Here is an 18,774-nt window from a genome sequence, read left to right as displayed (position 1 = left end):
CGCGCCCAAATTATCCGCCTCACGGAATCACCCTCATCGCCGCATGAGGTCCCGCCTTCACTGCACACCCCCGCTGATAGACTTTTCCCGACCCCGGCGGCATCCTCCCGCCATCAACCAAAACAGAGCGCCACGCGGGGCGCGGGGGGAAACACATCATGCTGCAGACACGGTTCACCAGGCTCGTCGGCGTCGAGCACCCGATTGTCCAGGGCGGCATGCAGTGGGTCGGGCGGGCCGAGCTGGTGGCCGCCGTTGCCAATGCCGGCGCGCTCGGCTTCATCACCGCGCTGACCCAGCCGACGCCGGAGGATCTGACCAAGGAGATCGCGCGCTGCCGCGACCTCACCGACAAGCCCTTTGGCGTCAACCTCACCATCCTGCCCGCGATCAAGCCGCCGCCTTACGCCGAATACCGTGCCGCCATCATCGAGGCCGGCATCAAGGTGGTCGAGACCGCCGGCAACAAGCCGCAGGAGCATGTCGACGAGTTCAAGAAGAACGGCGTCAAGGTCGTGCACAAATGCACCAGCGTCCGCCACGCCCTCTCCGCCGAGCGGATGGGGGTCGACGCCATCTCGATCGACGGTTTCGAATGCGCCGGCCATCCCGGCGAGGACGACACGCCCGGCCTGATCCTGATCCCGGCCGCCTCCAACAAGGTCAAGATCCCGATGATCGCCTCCGGCGGCTTTGCCGATGCGCGCGGTCTCGTGGCGGCGCTGGCGCTGGGCGCGGAAGGCATCAACATGGGCACGCGCTTCATGGCCACCAAGGAGAGCCCGATCCACCAGTCCATCAAGGAGAAGATCGTCGCCAATGACGAGCGCGAGACCGAGCTGATCTTCCGCACCATGCGCAACACCTCGCGCGTCGCCAAGAACGCGGTCTCGACCAAGGTCGTCGCGATGGAGAAGGAAGGCGCCAAGTTCGAGGACATCCGCGAGCTCGTTGCCGGCGCCCGCGGCAAGATGGTCTATGCCACCGGCAATTCGGACGAAGGCATCTGGTCGGCCGGCCAGGTCCAGGGCCTGATCCAGGACATCCCGAGCTGCGCCGAGCTGATCTCCCGCATCGTGCGCGAGGCGGAGGCGATCATCCGCAGCCGGCTGGAAGGGATGATCATTCAGCCGCAGCGCGAAGCCGCGGAATAATCACTGTAAGAAGCGAGAGTAATTCATGAAGGCTTACGTCTACGGCCCTGAGGGCGCTCGGATTTCCGACGTTGCTCAACCGAAGCCGAAAGGCACGCAGGTGCTGGTAAAAGTCCGCGCCTGCGGCCTCAATCGCGCCGACACCGGCATGCGCAAGGGCCACGCCCATGGCGCGGCCGGCGGCGTCGGCACCGTGCTCGGGATGGAATGGGCCGGCGAGGTCGCCGAGCTCGGGCCCAATGCGAAGGGCTTAGAGGTCGGCGACCGCATCATGGGTTCGGGCGGTGCGGCATTCGCCGAGTATACGCTGGCCGATCACGGCCGGCTGTTCCGCGCGCCCTCGAACATGAACTTCGAGGAGGCCGCCACCCTGCCCGTGGCACTCGCGACGATGCACAACGCCGTGGTCACTGTCGGCGGCGTGCAAGCGGGCCAGAGCGTGATGATCCAGGGCGCCAGCTCCGGCGTTGGCCTGATGGCGATGCAAATTGCAAAACTCAAGGGCGCGAAGCTTGTGATCGGCTCGTCGACCGACGCCTATCGCCGCGGCCGGTTGAAGGAATACGGCGCCGACCTCGCGGTTGACTCCTCCGATCCCAAATGGGTCGATGAGGTGCTGAAGGCGACGAACGGCGAAGGCGTCGATCTCATCGTCGACCAGGTCTCGGGCAAGGTCGCCAACCAGAACCTCGCCGCGACCAGGGTTTTGGGCCGCATCGTCAATGTCGGCCGGCTCGGCGGCACCCATGCCGATTTCAATTTCGACCTGCATGCGGCTCGCCGCATCGACTATATCGGCGTCACCTTCCGCACCCGCACCATCGAGGAGGTCCGCGAGATTTTTGAGGAGGTCCGCAAGGACATCTGGGGCGCCGTGGAATCGCGCAAGCTGCAGCTGCCGATCGACAAGATCTATCCGTTTGACCAGATCGACCAAGCCTTCGAGCACATGGAGGCGAATAAGCATCTGGGGAAGATCGTGGTGACGCTTTAAGGGGCAGGCTCGGCCAAAGCGACGGTCCCGTAGGGTGGGCAAAGCGTAGCGTGCCCACGATCTGTATCCATCACGGACGGCTGGTGGGCACGGCGCTCCGCGCCTTTACCCACCCTACGAGACCGAGCTCGTGGCACGAGCGAGCATTCAATTCAGAAGCATTCGCAATAGGTTCGCTCCTGCAACTCACTTGCGACTACAGCTGTGGATCACCGCTTGATGTCCCGCGCTGGCCTGCTAAATCCCCGCCATGAGCGCACAGCACAACAAAACCTCGGTCGCGGCCATCTCGATCTTCGCCAGCGGCGGCATGGCGGCGGCCAAGTTCGTGGTCGGCGTGGCAATCGGCTCGCTGGCGCTGATCTCCGAGGCCCTGCACTCCTCGATCGACCTGATCGCGACCATCATCACCTGGGCGGTGGTGCGGGTGTCCGACAAGCCGGCCGACGAGGAGCACCATTACGGCCATGGCAAGCTGGAAAGCATCTCGGCGCTGGGCGTCACCGCCCTGCTCTACGTGCTCGCCGGCGGCATCCTGGTCGAGGCCTATAGCCGGCTGCGCGAGGGAACGCCGCCGCCGACCATCTCGGCCGTGCCCTTCGTGGTGCTGGTGGTCGACATTGCCGTCAATCTCTGGCGCGCCCGCGCCCTGCACCGCGCCGCGCTCGAGACCCGAAGCCAGGCGCTCGCCGCGGATGCGCTGCACTTCGCCTCCGACGTGATGGGCTCCTGCGCCGTGATCGTCGGCCTGATCCTCGCCGCGCTCGGCTTCTGGTGGGGGGATGCCGCGGCCGCCGCCGCGGTCGCCGTGATGATCGCCGCGCTCGGCCTGCGCATGGCCGGCTCGACCGTGCAGACGCTGGTCGACCGCGCGCCGGAGGGCGCGCAGGAGAAGGCCACGGCCGCGATCCGCAGCGTAGCAGGCGTGATCGACGTCGAGCGGCTGCGCGTGCGCATGGTCGGGGCGACCACCTTCATCGACACCATCGCGAAGGTGCCGCGGACCTACCCGATCGACCGCGTCGAGGAGATCAAGCGCAAGGCACAGGCCGCCGTCGACAAGGCGTTCGGCGATGCCGACCTCACCTTCACCCCGGTCCCGGTCGCGCGCAACAACGAGACCGTCCGCGACCGCATCATGGTGATCGCGCGCAATTCGAGCCTCGCCATCCACCACGTCACGGTGCATGATCTCGGCGCCAAGCTGATCGTCAGCATCGATCTCGAGGTCGACGCCGGGATGCGGCTCGATGCGGCCCATGACATCGCCAACACGCTGGAGCGCAACATCCAGGAGGAGTTCGGCGAGGACGTCGAGGTCGACGTCCATATCGAGCCGCTGGAACCGGAACTGCCGTTCGGCGTCGATGCCGCGCCGGAGAGGGTGCAGACCATCGCCGCCGCGCTGGCGGAGTTCGCCGGCGAAGGCGAGATCCACGACATCCATAATGTGCGCGTCCGCAACACCGATGCCGGCGAGATCGTCAACTTCCACTGCCGCGCCGCGCCGTCGATGAGCGTGATCAGGGTGCACGAGCATGTCGATGCGATCGAGCGCGCATTGCGGCGCGCGTTCCCGAGCGTGAAGCGCGTCATCAGTCACGCCGAACCGCCGCGCGCGTGACGCACAATGTGCGCGGAGTCACACGTTCTCGTTTCGGACTCCTCGCGCCCGCAGGTTTGCGGACGCGCGATGCGCGAACTGCGCGTTGGATAAGAATAATTTCGCGTTAACGATTCGTTGACTCTCGACAGCCCGGCAAAACTGGATTCAAATCGGTCTGATTCGGAAGCGACGTGGGGCTGCCTCCGAACTCAAGTTGCAAGCTAGTTTTCAGGGGGCCGAAGGCATGTCGCGTGCAGACGCCGCGAACGCGTGCGTCCAATCCGATTCGATCAAGGGATTGGCGCAATCGATCGCGAAACCTGCCTATCATCGGCTCCTTGTTGCGGAGCCGGCGCTGCGCCGTGCCGTGCCGACGCTCATCATCGCGTTCCTGATCACGATCTGCCTCGGCGCGTTCGTGCAGGTCGTCGACCAGACGCGCCAGAAGCGGCTGGTGATCCGGCACGACATCTCCGCGCTCGCCGACCTGCTCGCCGAGCGCATCGACCGCCTCACCTCGTTGCGGATCGATCGGCAGAAGAACATCGAGCGCCTGCCGACGCTGCTGCCCGACCTGATCCCGTCCTGGGGCACGGCCACCGGCCGCCACGTCATCGTCACCTCGGCCGGGATCGATCGCCGCCTCCTCGCCCGCATTCCCATCGACAGCGACCCTTCCGGCAACGACCGCCTGCTCGATGCCATCACCACGGCGCAGCTGCTCGCGGCGCCGCCGCGCGACGGCAACGTCTCCGACATGACGCTGCCGAGCGGCAATGCCGCGATGGCCACCTCGCGGCAGATCAAGTCGCTGCCCGGCTTCGTCACCGTGATCCAGGAGCGCAACGAGCCGATCTGGGGCTCGGACGCCGCGCTCTCGGTGACGCTGTCGGCGACCACCGGCTTCGTCGTCCTGATCCTCGGCTTCGCCTTCCACTGGCAGTCCACCCGCGCCCGCGAGGGTGACCTCATCAACGACGCCGTGCGCGGCCGCATCGACACCGCGCTGAACCGCGGCCGCTGCGGATTGTGGGACTGGGACCTGTCGCGCGGCCGGATCTTCTGGTCGCAGTCGATGTTCTCGATGCTCGGCCTCGACGGCCGCCACGAGCTCCTCACCTTCGGCGAGGTCAACGCGCTGGTGAAGTCCGACGACATTGACCTGTTCGAGATCGCCGACCAGCTGATCTCCGAGAAGATCGACCACATCGACCAGACCTTCCGCATGCAGCATGTCGACGGTCACTGGATCTGGCTCCGCGTCCGCTGCGAAAAGACGCGCGGCGCGACCGACTCCAGCGTGCACCTGATCGGCATCGCGGTCGACATCACCGAGCAGAAGAGCCTCGCCGAGCGGACCGTCGAAGCGGATTTGCGGCTGCGCGACGCCATCGAGACCATTCCGGAGGCCTTCGTGCTGTGGGACGCGAGCGACCGCCTCGTGCTCTGCAACTCGCACTTCCAGCGCCTGCACAAGCTGCCCGACAGCGCCGTCATCCCCGGCACCTCCTACGAGACCGTGCTCGAGGTCGGCCGCATGCCGGAGGTGCGCACCCGCCACAACGAGACCGCGGCCCAAGGCCCGGGCGCGCGCACCTTCGAGGCACAGCTCGACGACGGCAGTTGGCTGCACATCAGCGAGCGCCGGACCAAGGACGGCGGCTACGTCTCGGTCGGCACCGACATCACCCGCATCAAGGAGCACGAGCAGAAGCTGGTCGACAACGACCTGCGCCTGCGCGCCACCGTCATCGACCTCAAGCGCTCGCAGGCCGCCCTGGAGCGCCAGACCAACGAGCTCGCCGACCTCGCCGAGAAGTACCAGCGCGAGAAGACCCGCGCCGAGGAAGCCAACCAGACCAAGTCGAAATTCCTCGCCAATATGAGCCACGAGCTGCGCACGCCGCTCAACGCCATCATCGGCTTCTCCGAGATCATGGGAAGCGGCATGTTCGGTGAGCTCGGCAGCGAGAAGTACCAGGAATATTGCCAGGACATCCTGACCAGCGGCCACTATCTGCTCGAGGTCATCAACGACATCCTCGACATGTCCAAGATCGAGGCCGGCCGCATGAAGCTCGACATGGAAGAGCTGGACTTGGCGCGGACGCTCGCGGAGTCGCTGCGCGTCGTCTCCGGCCGCGCTCACGACAAGCACCTGACGCTCGATGCCGATATCGCAAAATCCATCTCCGTCGTCGCCGACCGCCGCGCCACCAAGCAGATCATCGTCAACCTGCTCTCCAACGCGGTGAAGTTCACGCCCGACGGCGGACGCATCGTGGTACGCAGCCGGCAGCTCGACGACAGGATCGTGCTGATGATCGCCGACACCGGCATCGGGATTGCGCCGCATTCGCTGGCGCGGCTCGGGCGCCCGTTCGAGCAGGTCGAGAGCCAGCTCACCAAGACCTATCACGGCTCGGGGCTGGGCCTCGCCATCGCCCGGTCGCTGACGCAGCTCCACGGCGGCTCAATGCGGCTGCGCTCGAAGATCGATGTCGGCACCGTCGTCCGCGTGACGCTGCCGCGCGACGCCGTCAAGGCGGTCGGGATATCGGCGGCGGCGTAGAGCTTCGATTCTGATCGCATCAGGATCGAAGCTCTAGATTCCTGTTTTGACGCGTTTTCTTCACGCGAAACCGGTATCCACTTCGCTCGAAAACGCTCCAGCCTCTACAATTGCAGCGTCGGCGCGACTTCCCGCGCCACATTGACCAGCGCCGCGATCAGCGGCGTCATGGGATCACGCTGCGGGATCACCATGCCGATGCTGTAATTGACCTCGGGGTCGACGATCGGGATCGAGCGCACCGTATCGGACAGGCCGAGCGTCTCGGCGAGCTTGGCCGGCATCACGCTCGCCCAGCGTCCCGTCTTCACATGCGTGAACAGCACCAGCAGCGAGTTCGAGGTCAGGGTCGGCGTCGCCTCCGCGCCGACCGAGCGTAGCGCGCGGTCGATGATGCGGCGGTTCTGCATGTCGGGCGTCAAGAGGCACAGCGGCACCTGCCCGACCTCGGTCCAGGTCACCGTCTCGCGGTCGCCGAACATCGCATCGGGCGCGGTGAGCAGGCGATAGCTCTCATTGTAGAGCGGAATGGTGCGCACCTTGCCGATCGGCTCGTTCTCGATATAGGTCAGCCCCGCATCAACTTCGAGATTTTCGAGCAACCCGAGCACCTCCGATGAGGTCGTCGAGCGGATGCTGAAACGCACCTCGGGATGCCGGGCGCGGAACGGCGTCGTCAGTGACGCCACCATGCCGAGCACCGTCGGGATCGCGGCGATGCGGATCTCGCCGGAGAGCTGGTGCTTCAGCCCGTTGATCTCGTCGCGCATGGCGCGGGCATCGCCCACGATCCGCCGCGCCCAGTCCAGCGCCCGCTCGCCCTCGGGTGTGAAACCCTGAAAGCGGGAGCCGCGCTGGACCAGCATCACGCCGAGGATCTCCTCGAGCTGCTTCAGCCCGGTCGACATGGTGGGCTGCGTGACCCCGCAGGCCTCTGCCGCGCGTCCAAAATGCCGCTCCTTTGCCAGCGCCAGCAGCAGTTCAAGCTTGTCGATCAACCGGTCGTCCCCTCGGATTCTGTCGTGGCATGCAAGCTAGCATGCCGAGCCTGCACCAACACGCAAAAACCGGCAGCCGATACAACTTTCATTACCATTTCGTATCGACTGATTGCGGTTGCAAATCGATCTGAATTCGCAATCGCAGCATGAGACAGCTTTATTGATCTTCGAATGATTCCAAATACTTTGCGCTGAAGGAACGCTCAGGTTGAGAACGAACAATGACAACGCTTTACGAACCTCGTTACGATTCTTGGGACGAAGCGCGCGGCGCCGAGATCATCGCCGAACATGCCGGCCAGGAAGGCGCGACGCTGGTCATCCTGCACGCGCTTCAGGAGGCGTTCGGCTACGTGCCGGAGGCCGCGATTCCCATGGTCGCGCAGGCGCTGAATTTGTCGCGCGCCGACGTGCATGGCGTCTTCACCTTCTACCATGATTTCCGTCACAAGCCGGCCGGCCGCCACGTGCTGAAGCTGTGCCGCGCCGAAGCCTGCCAGGCTGCCGGTGGCGACGCACTGGCCGCGCGCGCCGAGACCAAGCTCGGCGTGTCGCTCGGCAACACGACCGCCGACGATCGCGTGACGCTGGAGCCGATCTACTGCCTCGGCCTGTGCGCGACTGCCCCGTCCGCGATGCTCGACGGCCGCCTCATCGGCCGGCTTGACGAGAAGCGCCTCGATGCACTGGTCGCGGAGGCACAGCGATGAGCATGCGGATATTCGTCTCCCGCGATGCAGGCGCGGTCGCCGTCGGCGCCGACGAGGTCGCGCTGGCGCTGGAACAGGCTGCGGCCAAGCGCGGCATTGCGATCGAGATCGTCAGGACCGGCTCGCGCGGCATGTATTGGCTGGAGCCGCTGGTCGAGGTTGCGACCCCGCAGGGCCGGATCGCCTTCGGCCCAGTCACCGAGACCGATGTGCCCTCCCTGCTCGACGCGCTCGCCAGCAACACGCCGCATCTCCTGCGGCTCGGCGCGACCGACGAGATCCCCTGGCTGAAGCGCCAGACCCGCCTCACCTTCGCCCGCTGCGGCGTGATCGATCCGCGCTCGCTCGACGACTACCGCGCTCATGGCGGCTACAAAGGCCTGGAGCGCGCATTGTCGCTCGGCTCGGAGGCGATCCTCGCTGAGGTCACCGCGTCCGGCCTGCGCGGCCGCGGCGGCGCGGGCTTCCCGACCGGCATCAAGTGGAAGACCGTCGCGCAGGCGAAGGCCGACCGCAAATTCATCGTCTGCAACGCCGACGAGGGCGACAGCGGCACCTTTGCCGACCGCATGATCATGGAAGGCGACCCCTTCCTGGTGATCGAGGGCATGACCACCGCCGGCATCACGGTCGGCGCGACCAAGGGCTACATCTACATCCGCAGCGAATATCCGCACGCGGTCGAGGCCATGAACGCCGCCATCCAGGCTGCCAAGCGCGGCGGCTATCTCGGCGACAGGATCGGCGGTTCGACCTACAGCTTCGACCTCGAAGTGCGCGTCGGCGCCGGCGCCTATGTCTGCGGCGAGGAGACCTCGCTGCTGGAGAGCCTGGAGGGCCGCCGCGGCATTGTGCGCGCCAAGCCGCCGCTGCCGGCCCATCACGGCCTGTTCGGCAAGCCGACCGTGATCAACAACGTGCTGTCGTTCGCCGCCATCCCCTTCATCCTCGCCGAGGGCGCCAAGGCCTATGCCGATTTCGGCATGGGCCGCTCGCGCGGCACGATGCCGATCCAGCTCGCCGGCAACATCCGCTATGGCGGCCTGTTCGAGACCGCGTTCGGCGTGACGCTCGGCGAACTCGTCGACGACATCGGCGGCGGCACGTTCACGGGCCGCCCGGTCCGTGCGGTGCAGGTCGGCGGCCCGCTCGGCGCCTATTTCCCGCGCGCCCTGTTCGACACCCCGTTCGACTACGAGGCCTTCGCCGCGCGCGACGGCCTGATCGGCCATGGCGGCATCGTCGTGTTCGACGACAGCGTCGACATGCGCAGGCAGGCGCGCTTCGCGATGGAATTCTGCGCCGTCGAATCCTGCGGCAAGTGCACGCCGTGCCGGATCGGCTCGACCCGCGGCGTCGAGACCATCGAGAAGATCATCAACGGCGAGCGCGTCCATGAAAACTTCGCGCTGGTCGAGGACCTCTGCAACACCATGAAATTCGGCTCGCTCTGCGCACTCGGCGGCTTCACGCCCTACCCCGTGCTCAGTGCATTGAAGCACTTCCGGGAGGATTTCGTCCCGGCGCCGACCACGCTTCAGGCCGCGGAATAGGAGAACGACAATGTCTCTGATCGAAGAAATCGACTACGGCACGCCGCGCTCCAAATCGACGACGATGGTGACGCTGACCATCGACGGCAACCAGGTCACCGTGCCCGAGGGCACCTCGATCATGCGCGCGGCGATGGACGCCGGCCACCAGATCCCGAAGCTGTGCGCAACCGACATGGTCGACGCATACGGCTCCTGCCGGCTCTGCCTCGTCGAGATCGAGGGACGCGCCGGCACGCCGGCCTCGTGCACCACGCCGGTCATGAACGGCCTCGTCGTGCACACCCAGACCGAGCGGCTGAAGAAGCTGCGCAAGGGCGTGATGGAGCTCTACATCTCCGACCATCCGCTCGACTGCCTCACCTGCGGCGCCAATGGCGATTGCGAATTGCAGGACATGGCCGGCGCCGTGGGCCTGCGCGACGTGCGCTACGGCTATGAGGGCGAGAACCACGTCTTCGCCAAGTCCCACGGCTGCGACAACGACCACTGGATGCCGAAGGATGAGTCCAATCCGTACTTCACCTACGATCCCTCCAAGTGCATCGTCTGCTCGCGCTGCGTCCGCGCCTGCGAGGAGGTGCAGGGCACCTTCGCGCTGACGATCTCCGGCCGCGGCTTCGACAGCCGGGTCTCGCCGGGCATGAGCGAGAGCTTCCTCGGCTCCGAATGCGTCTCCTGCGGCGCCTGCGTGCAGGCCTGCCCGACGGCGACGCTGACGGAAAAGTCCGTGATCGAGATCGGCCAGCCCGAGCACTCGGTGGTCACCACCTGCGCCTATTGCGGCGTCGGCTGCGCCTTCAAGGCCGAGATGCGCGGCGAGGAAGTGGTGCGCATGGTGCCCTACAAGGACGGCAAGGCCAATCGCGGCCATTCCTGCGTCAAGGGTCGCTTCGCCTGGGGCTACACCAACCACAAGGAACGCATTCTTAAACCCATGATCCGCGAGCGGATCGAGGATCCCTGGAAGGAAGTCTCCTGGGATGAAGCGTTCTCGTTTGCCGCCGCCAAGATGCGCGGCATCCAGAAGAAGTACGGCCGCGACGCCATCGGCGGCATCACCTCCTCCCGCTGCACCAATGAAGAGACCTATCTGGTGCAGAAGCTGATCCGCGCCGGCTTCGGCAACAACAATGTCGACACCTGCGCCCGCGTCTGCCACTCGCCGACCGGTTATGGCCTCGCCACCACCTTCGGCACCTCCGCCGGCACGCAGGACTTCGACTCGGTCGAGGACACCGACGTCGTGGTCGTGATCGGCGCCAACCCGGCGTCCGCCCACCCCGTCTTCGCATCGCGCCTGAAGAAGCGGCTGCGCCAGGGTGCCAAGCTGATCGTGATCGATCCGCGCCGCACCGAGATGGTGGAATCGCCGCATGTAAAGGCGCTGCATTTGCCCCTGATGCCCGGCACCAATGTCGCGGTGATGACCGCGCTGGCGCATGTCATCGTGACCGAGGGTCTCGTCAACGAAGCTTTCGTGCGCGAGCGCTGCGACTGGGCCGAGTTCGAGGAATGGGCCGCCTTCGTCGCCCAGCCGAACAACAGCCCGGAAGCCACCGCCATCCTCACCGGCGTCGATCCCAAGGATCTGCGTGAGGCGGCCCGCACCTACGCCACCGGCGGCAACGGCGCGATCTATTATGGCCTCGGCGTCACCGAGCACAGCCAGGGTTCGACCACCGTGATCGCGATCGCCAACCTTGCGATGGTAACAGGCAATATCGGCCGCCCCGGCGTCGGCGTGAACCCGCTGCGCGGCCAGAACAACGTGCAGGGCTCCTGCGACATGGGCTCGTTCCCGCACGAGTTGCCCGGCTATCGCCACATCTCGGGCGATGCCGTGCGCGACCAGTTCGAGGCGCTGTGGAACGTCAAGCTCAACCCCGAGCCCGGCCTGCGCATTCCCAACATGTTCGATGCCGCGGTCGAAGGCACGTTCATGGGCATCTACGTGCAGGGCGAGGACATCCTGCAGTCCGATCCCAACACCAGCCACGTCGTGGCGGCGCTGTCGGCGATGGAATGCGTCATCGTCCACGACCTCTTCCTGAACGAGACCGCGAACTACGCCCACGTCTTCCTGCCCGGCTCGAGCTTCCTGGAGAAGGACGGCACCTTCACCAACGCCGAGCGCCGCATCCAGCGCGTGCGCAAGGTGATGACGCCAAAGAACGGCCTCGCCGACTGGGAGGTCACCATCGGCCTTGCCAAGGCGATGGGCTTCGAGATGAACTACAGCCACCCCTCGGAGATCATGGACGAGATCGCGGCGCTGACCCCGACCTTCGCCGGCGTCTCCTATGCCAAGCTGGAAGAGCTCGGCTCGGTGCAGTGGCCCTGCAACGAGAAGGCGCCCGAGGGCACGCCGGTGATGCATATCGACGGCTTCGTCCGCGGCAAGGGCAAGTTCGTCGTCACCGAATATGTCGCGACCGACGAGCGCACCGGCCCGCGCTATCCGCTGCTGCTGACCACGGGCCGCATCCTCAGCCAGTACAATGTCGGCGCGCAGACGCGGCGTACCGACAACGTGGTCTGGCATGCCGAGGACCGGCTCGAGATCCACCCGCACGACGCCGAGCAGCGCGGCGTGCGCGACGGCGACTGGGTGCGGCTGAAGAGCCGCGCCGGCGAGACCACGCTGCGCGCGGAGATCACCGACCGCGTCGCGCCGGGCGTCGTCTACACCACCTTCCACCACCCGGACACGCAGGCCAACGTCATCACCACGGACTATTCGGACTGGGCGACCAACTGCCCCGAATACAAGGTGACGGCGGTGCAGATCTCGCCCTCGAACGGCCCGTCCGACTGGCAGAAGGCCTATGACGCGCAGGCGCGGCAATCCCGCCGCATCGTACCGGCCGAGGCCGCGGAGTAACGGCATGCACGTAGCGGTCCAGGCCATCGATCGCGACATCTGGCGCAACGGCGTCGCGTCCGAAGGAGCACGGCTGATCCCCGAGGAGACGCCGCTGGCGCTGACCTATAATGGCGGCACCTACGCCGTCATGATGGGGACGCCGCAGAACCTCGAGGATTTTGCCGTCGGCTTCAGTCTCGACGAAGGCATCATCAAGTCGGTCGACGACATCAAGTCGCTCGAGGTGGTCCGCCTCGACGACGGCATCGAGCTCAGGATGTGGCTGGCACCGGAAGATGCAGCGCTCATCAGCGAGCGCCGCCGCCACGTCGCAGGTCCCACCGGCTGCGGCATCTGCGGCATCGAGTCCATTGCCGAAGCGGTGCGCCCCGCGGCGGTCGTACCGCAGGGGCAGAGCTTCACGCCGGAAGAAATCATGGCGGCGATGCAGGCGATCGCGCCGCTGCAATCGATCAATCTGCAAACCCGCGCCGTTCACGCCGCCGCATTCTGGTCCCCTGCCGGTAACATCGTCGCACTGCGCGAGGACGTCGGCCGCCACAATGCGCTGGACAAGCTCGCCGGCGCCCTGGCGCGCAGCCGCACCGATGCAAGTGGCGGCATGGTGCTGCTGACGAGCCGGGTGTCGGTCGAGATGGTGCAGAAGACCGCCGCGATCGGCGCGCCGGTGATGGTCGCGGTGTCCGCGCCGACCGCGCTCGCGGTGCGCACGGCGGAAGCCGCGGGCATCACCCTGATCGCCATTGCCCGCCAGGACGGGTTCGAAGTGTTTTCGCATGGTGGCCGGATCGTCGCCCGCCATGCCACGGAGGTTGCCGATGTCGCCTGACCGCCTGATCTACATGGCCAACCAGATCGGCAAGTTCTTTCAGAGCCAGGGCCACGACAAGGCCGTGCCGGGGATCGCCGAGCACATCAAGAAGTTCTGGGATCCCCGGATGAAGCGCGCGATCTTCGCCCATCTCGATGCCGGCGGCGCGGGCCTGGAGCCGAACGTGCGCGAAGCCCTCACCGCGCTGAAGCAGACGACGTCCCTTCCAGCAACGCCCTGAACACGCGCCGCACCTCGCCCTGCGTTTCCTTCACCCGCGCCTCCAGCGAGGAGAAGTCCGGCGCATCGCCGGCGCGCGCCATGACGCGCTGCAGATCGGTGCCGGCGGTTTCCGGCTTGAAGCGGTCGCTGACGCAGAGGCGCAGGATCTGCGTCAAATCGTGATAGAGGCGCGCCGCCGCACGCAGGATTTCGGCCTCTGACTGCGCGAGCACGCCGAGCTTGGCGGCATTGTCCAGCACCTGCATCGTGCTGACGTCGAGGATCCCGGGCTTGTCGTGGGCATGCACGAGCTGGAGATATTGCGCGATGAAGTCGATGTCGATCATGCCGCCGGCGGCATATTTGAGATCCCAATAGTCGGTCTCGCCCTTCTCCTGGCCGATCGCGCGCCGCATGTCGGCGACGTCGTTGGCGATGGTCGCACCATCGCGGCGGCGGGTCAGGACATCGCGGATCACGCGCTCGATCCGTTCCCGGAATTCAGGCGAAGCCGACACCACGCGCGCGCGCGTCAGCGCCATGTGCTCCCAGGTCCAGGCCTCGTTGGCCTGATAGTCCGCGAAGGAAGCAAGGCTCGACGCCACCGGGCCGGCGCGCCCTGACGGACGCAGCCGCATGTCGATCTCGTAGAGCACGCCGTAATTGGTGCGCGTCGTGAAGGCGCTGATCAGGCGCTGGGTGAAGCGGGCGAAATAATGCGCGCCCTGCAGCGACTTCGTCCCGTCCGAGTCCGGGTTCTCGGCGTCGAAATCGTAGAGCAGGATCAGGTCGAGATCGGACGAGGCCGTCATCTCGCGGCTGCCGAGCCGGCCCATCGCGATGATCGCGGTCTCCTGGCCCTTGATCCGGCCGTGCTGGGCGGCAAAGCGGTCGGCGACGAGGCCATGCACGGTGTGGACGATTCCCTCGGCGACATCGGCAAAGGCCGTGCTCGCCTGCTGCGCCGAGACGGTGCCGGACAGGATGCGCGTGCCGATCAGGAACAGGCTCTCCTGCCCAAACAGACGCAGGCGATCGAGGAATTCTTCGTATGAGGCGGCATCCTGCACCGTGGCGGCGAGTCGCCCCGACAATTCCTGCCTGTCCGGCATCGCGCCGAAGAAGCGCGGATCGATCAGGCCGTCCATGAGCTGCGGCTGCCGCGCCAGCATCTCACCGAGCCGCGGGGCCGCGCCCAGCACCAGCGCCACGAGCGCGACGAGATCGCGGTTCTGGCCGAGCAGTGTGATCAGCCGGCCGCCACGCTGGAGCGCCCCGAGGAAGTGATCGAACGCCACGACGGCGCGGTCCGGCTCCTCCGCATGCGCGAGACCGTCGATCAGGGCCGGCACGAACTCGATGAAGGCGCTGCGCGTCGCCTCATTGCGGAACACGCGATAGTCGCCGGTGATCCAGTCGCGCAACGTTTGCGCGACGGCGGCGGGCTTCTTGAATCCGAGCGTCGCCAGGTGCTGGAGCAGGCGCGGATCATCGGGACCCGCACTGTAGTCCAGAGCCGGCAGACTTGCCGTGCCGGTCGGATCATCGCCCTCGAACAGTTTTTCGTAGTGGCCCTGAACGATTTCGAGCTGCCGCAGCAGGTCGCGCGCAAAGGCTTCGCGATCGGGATAGCCGAAGAAGCGGGCAAAGCGCTCGACGGCGTCCTTGTCGTCGGGCAGCGCATGGGTCTGCTCGTCCGCGATCATCTGGAGGCGATGCTCGACCCGGCGCAGGAATTCGTACGCCGTGGTGAGCTCATCGCGCGCAGCGAAGGTGATCCAGTTGCTGGTCGCGAGCACGTCGAGCGCCCTGAGCGTCGGCCGCACCCGCAATTGCGGATGGCGGCCGCCGGCGATCAGCTGTTGGGTCTGCGCGAAGAACTCGATCTCGCGAATGCCGCCGCGGCCGACCTTGACGTTGTGGCCCTCGACCGCGACCTCGCTCTGGCCGCGATAGGTCTGCATCTGCCGCTTCATGTCGTGGACGTCGGCAAGCGCGGCAAAATCGAGATGCTTGCGCCAGACGAACGGCGCGATCTCGGCGAGCAGCGCCTCGCCTGCCCTGGCATCGCCGGCACAGGCGCGCGCCTTGATCATCGCGGCGCGCTCCCAGGTGCGCCCTTCCCGCTCGTAATAATGCAGCGCGGCGTCGCGCGAGATCGCCACCTGCGTCGAGGACGGATCAGGGCGCAGCCGCAGATCGACGCGGAAGACGTAGCCGTCATAAGTGCGCTGCTGGAGGATGCGCGCCATGCCCTGCGTCACCCGGACAAAGAACGGCTGCGGCTCGATGTCCGGCGCGAGCGTCGTCGCATCGGGATCGAAGAACACGATGAGATCGATGTCGCTGGAATAATTCAACTCGCCTGCGCCCATCTTGCCCATCGCGAGCACGATCAGGCCGCAGCCTTCTTCCGGTGCCTCCGGATTGGGCGGCAGGATCTTTCCACGTGCGGCTTCCTGCCGCAGCTGATACTGCAGCGCCGCCTGCACCGAGGAGACCGCGACGTCGGTGAGCGCCGCCGTCACCCGCATCACCGGCCAGACGCCGCCGATATCGCACAGCGCGGTCAGCAGTGCGGCCTCCGCCTTCATGCGGCGAAGCAGTCGCATCACCTCGGCCTCGTCAGGCGCCGCGAACACCGCGCCCCTTGCCTCGGCAATCAGTGCGGCGAGATGCGCATCCGGATCGCATTCGAGCAGGCGGATCAGGCGCAGCGCATCGGCGCGCACCAGATCGAACAGATAGGGCGAGAACTCCGCGATGCCGGCCAGGATATTCCGGGCGAAGGGATGAACCAGCAACGCTCCAAGACGGGCCGATTGTGCCGGCTCGAGCTCGGCCAGCCAGTTTTCAAGACGGCGTTCGTCGATTGAGGAAGCGACAATATGGGGAGCCTCCGCGAAGCGTGCGGCGAGGCTCTCACCATGCTTGCCCGCGTTTCCCGGCGCGGAGTGGTTCATGCCACCTTCTGTGGCACATCCGGTATTGGCGGAGCAACCCTGTCGCCCGCGCCCGTGCGCGCCGGCAGCACCAGCGTGGCGACGAGGCCGGGATGGGCATCGCCCAGCCGCAATTCCCCCCCGTGCAGCGTCGCAACAGCCGAGGCGAGGCTGAGGCCAAGACCGGAGCCCGGCAGCGTGCGGCTCGCCTCCAGCCGGACGAATCGTTCGACGGCATGCTTGCGGTCAGCTTCGGGAATGCCGGGGCCGCGATCGGTGACGCTGAGCAGCACCTGGTCGCCCTCGCGCTTCGCCTCGATCATGATCTGCCTAGAGTCCATGCTGACCACGGTGCCGCCGGCCTGCGCGACCGGCTTGCCGTATTTGATGGCATTCTCGACCAGATTGGCGAGCGCCTGGCTGATCAGTTCGCGATTGCCGTGAACCGGCGTCGGATCGGCCTTGACCTTCAGGGTCATGCCGTCGTCCTCGGCCAGCGGCTCGTAGAGCTCGTGGATGCCGCCCGCGACGTCGGCGGCGTCGAAATCATCCATGTTGCCGCGCGCCTGTCCGGACTCGGCCCGCGCGATCATCAGCAGCGCGTTGAAGGTGCGGATCAGCCCGTCGGATTCCTCGATGGTCCGCTCCAGCGCCGCACGGTAATCCGCCTCGCAGCCCGATTTCGCCAGCGCTTCCTCGGCGCGGTTGCGCAGGCGCGTCAGCGGCGTCTTGAGATCGTGGGCGATGTTGTCGGAGACTTCCTTCAGCCCCGCCATCAAGGCCTCGATCCGCTCCAGCATGGCGTTGAGGTTTTCCGCGAGGCGATCGAGCTCGTCGCCGCTACGCCCCACGGGCAGGCGCCCGCTGAGATCGCCGGTCATGATGCGCTGCGCGGTGCCGGTCATCGCGTCGATGCGCCGGAGCACCCTGCGCGCCACGAAGATGCCGCCGCCGAGGCCGAGCACGACCACGATCAGGACCGACCATTGCGCCGCCTTGGCGACGATGCCGAACAGGCGCCGCCGCTCGGCGAGGTCGCGGCCGATCAGGAGCCGGAAGCCGTTTTCGAGTTCGGTGACGCGCACCAGTGCACGGTGATCACGGTCATCGGCATCCTCGATCCGCCGGTAGGCGGTCTCGGACCAGCCGCGCGTCGCCATCACGCCCGGCGCCAGCGAGCCGACATTGCCGGCGATCGCCTGCCCGGTCGGCGTCGTCACCAGATAGAGATTGGCGCCCGGCCGCAGCGCCCGATACTCGATCGCGCGCACGAGGCGGACCATGCCGCCGCGATCATAGATCACGTTGATCTCCGAGGTCTCGGCGTTCACCGTCTGCGTGATCTCCTCGGTGATCAGCCGCCGCGTATTCCAGGCGAAATAGCCAAGCAGCGAGGCCGCGAACATCGCGAACAGCAGCAGATAGACCAGCGTGAGCCGGAATGCCGTGGTGCGGACGAGTTTACCGAATGCCGTCACGGATCATGTACCCGGCGCCGCGGATCGTGTGCAGCAGCGGCCGATCGAAGCCCTTGTCGATCTTGGAGCGCAGCCGCGAAATGTGCACGTCGATCACGTTGGTCTGCGGATCGAAATGATAGTCCCAGACGTTCTCCAGGAGCATGGTGCGGGTCACCACCTGGCCGGCATGCTTCATGAGGTATTCGAGCAGCCGGAATTCGCGCGGCTGCAGCGTCAGCTCGTCCTTGCCGCGGGCGACGCGATGAGACAGCCGGTCGAGCTCGAGATCGCCGACGCGGTAGAGGGTGTCCTCGGCGGGGCCGCCGCGGCGGCGCGACAGCACCTCGACGCGCGCGAGCAGCTCGGCGAACGAATAGGGTTTTGGCAGATAGTCGTCGCCGCCGGCGCGCAGGCCCTTGATGCGGTCGTCGACCTGTCCGAGCGCGGAGAGAATCAGCACCGGCGTCGTGTTGTCCTTGTCGCGCAGCGCGCCGATCAGCGACAGGCCGTCGCGCTTGGGCAGCATGCGGTCGACCACCAGAACGTCATAGTCGCCGTTCTCGGCCATGGCGAGGCCTTCCTCGCCGTCCGCGGCGTGGTCGGCAATGTGTCCGACCTCGCGGAACGCCTTCACGAGGTAGTCGGCGGATTCGCGATCGTCTTCAATGATGAGGAGGCGCATCGTGCGTTCGGCGGCGGTCAAGGAGGTCAACCTTCTCTAAACATGGCGCGAGCGGCAATCGCATGCAAGCCGAGCGGGAGAGTGTCGAAGCGAGAAAAAGGCGGGCGGTGAAGCTGGGGGGACCTCACCGCCCTATGCCTTCCGACGGAGGGGGGCGTAATTCCACCGGAAGGTAGGCTG

At 66.4% G+C, this 18,774-nt stretch carries 13 protein-coding genes; 9 read left to right on the top strand and 4 right to left on the bottom strand.

The window, feature by feature from the left end:
• The first annotated feature begins 158 nt into the window (after positions 1-158).
• The 4 genes from JQ635_RS13980 to JQ635_RS13965 all read left to right on the top strand — a co-directional run bounded on the left by JQ635_RS13980 (position 159) and on the right by JQ635_RS13965 (position 6,326).
• Positions 159-1,154 carry an NAD(P)H-dependent flavin oxidoreductase gene (locus JQ635_RS13980; protein WP_211410442.1) on the top strand — a complete coding sequence of 332 codons (996 nt, stop codon included), beginning with the start codon at positions 159-161 and terminating at the stop codon, positions 1,152-1,154.
• Positions 1,155-1,179: 25 nt separating this feature from the next.
• The gene (locus tag JQ635_RS13975) at positions 1,180-2,148 is read left to right on the top strand and encodes a zinc-binding dehydrogenase (RefSeq protein WP_211410441.1); all 969 of its coding nucleotides are present in this window, start codon (positions 1,180-1,182) and stop codon (positions 2,146-2,148) included.
• Positions 2,149-2,398: 250 nt separating this feature from the next.
• Entirely contained in the window at positions 2,399-3,772 is a 1,374-nt protein-coding gene (locus JQ635_RS13970) for a cation-efflux pump (protein WP_211410440.1), read from the top strand.
• A 226-nt stretch (positions 3,773-3,998) separates the two neighbouring features.
• On the top strand, positions 3,999-6,326 hold the full coding sequence (locus JQ635_RS13965; RefSeq protein ID WP_211410439.1) for a PAS domain-containing sensor histidine kinase: 2,328 nt from the start codon (positions 3,999-4,001) through the stop codon (positions 6,324-6,326).
• 104 nt (positions 6,327-6,430) lie between these two features.
• Here JQ635_RS13965 and JQ635_RS13960 read toward each other — a convergent pair whose 3' ends face one another.
• Positions 6,431-7,324, bottom strand: coding sequence for a LysR family transcriptional regulator (locus JQ635_RS13960; RefSeq protein ID WP_211410438.1), 894 nt, complete (start codon positions 7,322-7,324; stop codon positions 6,431-6,433).
• A 224-nt stretch (positions 7,325-7,548) separates the two neighbouring features.
• Here JQ635_RS13960 and JQ635_RS13955 point away from each other — a divergent pair, with 224 nt between their 5' ends.
• The 5 genes from JQ635_RS13955 to JQ635_RS13935 are packed head-to-tail and all read left to right on the top strand — an operon-like array spanning position 7,549 to position 13,529.
• Positions 7,549-8,037: a formate dehydrogenase subunit gamma gene (locus JQ635_RS13955; RefSeq protein ID WP_211410437.1), complete on the top strand. Its 489-nt coding sequence runs from the start codon at positions 7,549-7,551 to the stop codon at positions 8,035-8,037.
• Positions 8,034-9,590, top strand: coding sequence for a formate dehydrogenase beta subunit (locus JQ635_RS13950; protein WP_211410436.1), 1,557 nt, complete (start codon positions 8,034-8,036; stop codon positions 9,588-9,590). The genes JQ635_RS13955 and JQ635_RS13950 overlap by 4 nt, the downstream gene beginning before the upstream one ends.
• 10 nt (positions 9,591-9,600) lie before the next feature.
• On the top strand, positions 9,601-12,474 hold the full coding sequence (gene fdhF, locus JQ635_RS13945) for a formate dehydrogenase subunit alpha (RefSeq protein ID WP_211410435.1): 2,874 nt from the start codon (positions 9,601-9,603) through the stop codon (positions 12,472-12,474).
• Between the two features lie 4 nt (positions 12,475-12,478).
• On the top strand, positions 12,479-13,306 hold the full coding sequence (fdhD, locus tag JQ635_RS13940; RefSeq protein WP_211410434.1) for a formate dehydrogenase accessory sulfurtransferase FdhD: 828 nt from the start codon (positions 12,479-12,481) through the stop codon (positions 13,304-13,306).
• Positions 13,296-13,529 carry a formate dehydrogenase subunit delta gene (locus JQ635_RS13935; protein ID WP_211410433.1) on the top strand — a complete coding sequence of 78 codons (234 nt, stop codon included), beginning with the start codon at positions 13,296-13,298 and terminating at the stop codon, positions 13,527-13,529. The genes fdhD and JQ635_RS13935 overlap by 11 nt, the downstream gene beginning before the upstream one ends.
• Here JQ635_RS13935 and JQ635_RS13930 read toward each other — a convergent pair.
• From JQ635_RS13930 to JQ635_RS13920, 3 genes are read right to left on the bottom strand one after another with little or no spacing between them, the layout of a single operon-like run.
• Positions 13,486-16,473: a bifunctional [glutamine synthetase] adenylyltransferase/[glutamine synthetase]-adenylyl-L-tyrosine phosphorylase gene (locus tag JQ635_RS13930; protein ID WP_211410432.1), complete on the bottom strand. Its 2,988-nt coding sequence runs from the start codon at positions 16,471-16,473 to the stop codon at positions 13,486-13,488. The two genes, JQ635_RS13935 and JQ635_RS13930, sit on opposite strands and share 44 nt — an antisense overlap.
• Positions 16,470-17,930: a sensor histidine kinase gene (locus JQ635_RS13925; RefSeq protein WP_211410431.1), complete on the bottom strand. Its 1,461-nt coding sequence runs from the start codon at positions 17,928-17,930 to the stop codon at positions 16,470-16,472. Before JQ635_RS13925 ends, JQ635_RS13930 begins: the two co-directional genes overlap by 4 nt.
• Positions 17,914-18,594 (bottom strand): response regulator transcription factor, encoded by a 681-nt coding sequence (locus JQ635_RS13920; RefSeq protein ID WP_130367940.1) that lies wholly within the window; start codon positions 18,592-18,594, stop codon positions 17,914-17,916. The genes JQ635_RS13925 and JQ635_RS13920 overlap by 17 nt, the downstream gene beginning before the upstream one ends.
• Positions 18,595-18,774 lie beyond the last annotated feature (180 nt).

The sequence above is a fragment of the Bradyrhizobium iriomotense genome (assembly GCF_018130765.1).
GTDB lineage: Bacteria > Pseudomonadota > Alphaproteobacteria > Rhizobiales > Xanthobacteraceae > Bradyrhizobium > Bradyrhizobium iriomotense_A.
This window is presented reverse-complemented; position numbering and strand designations above follow the sequence as displayed.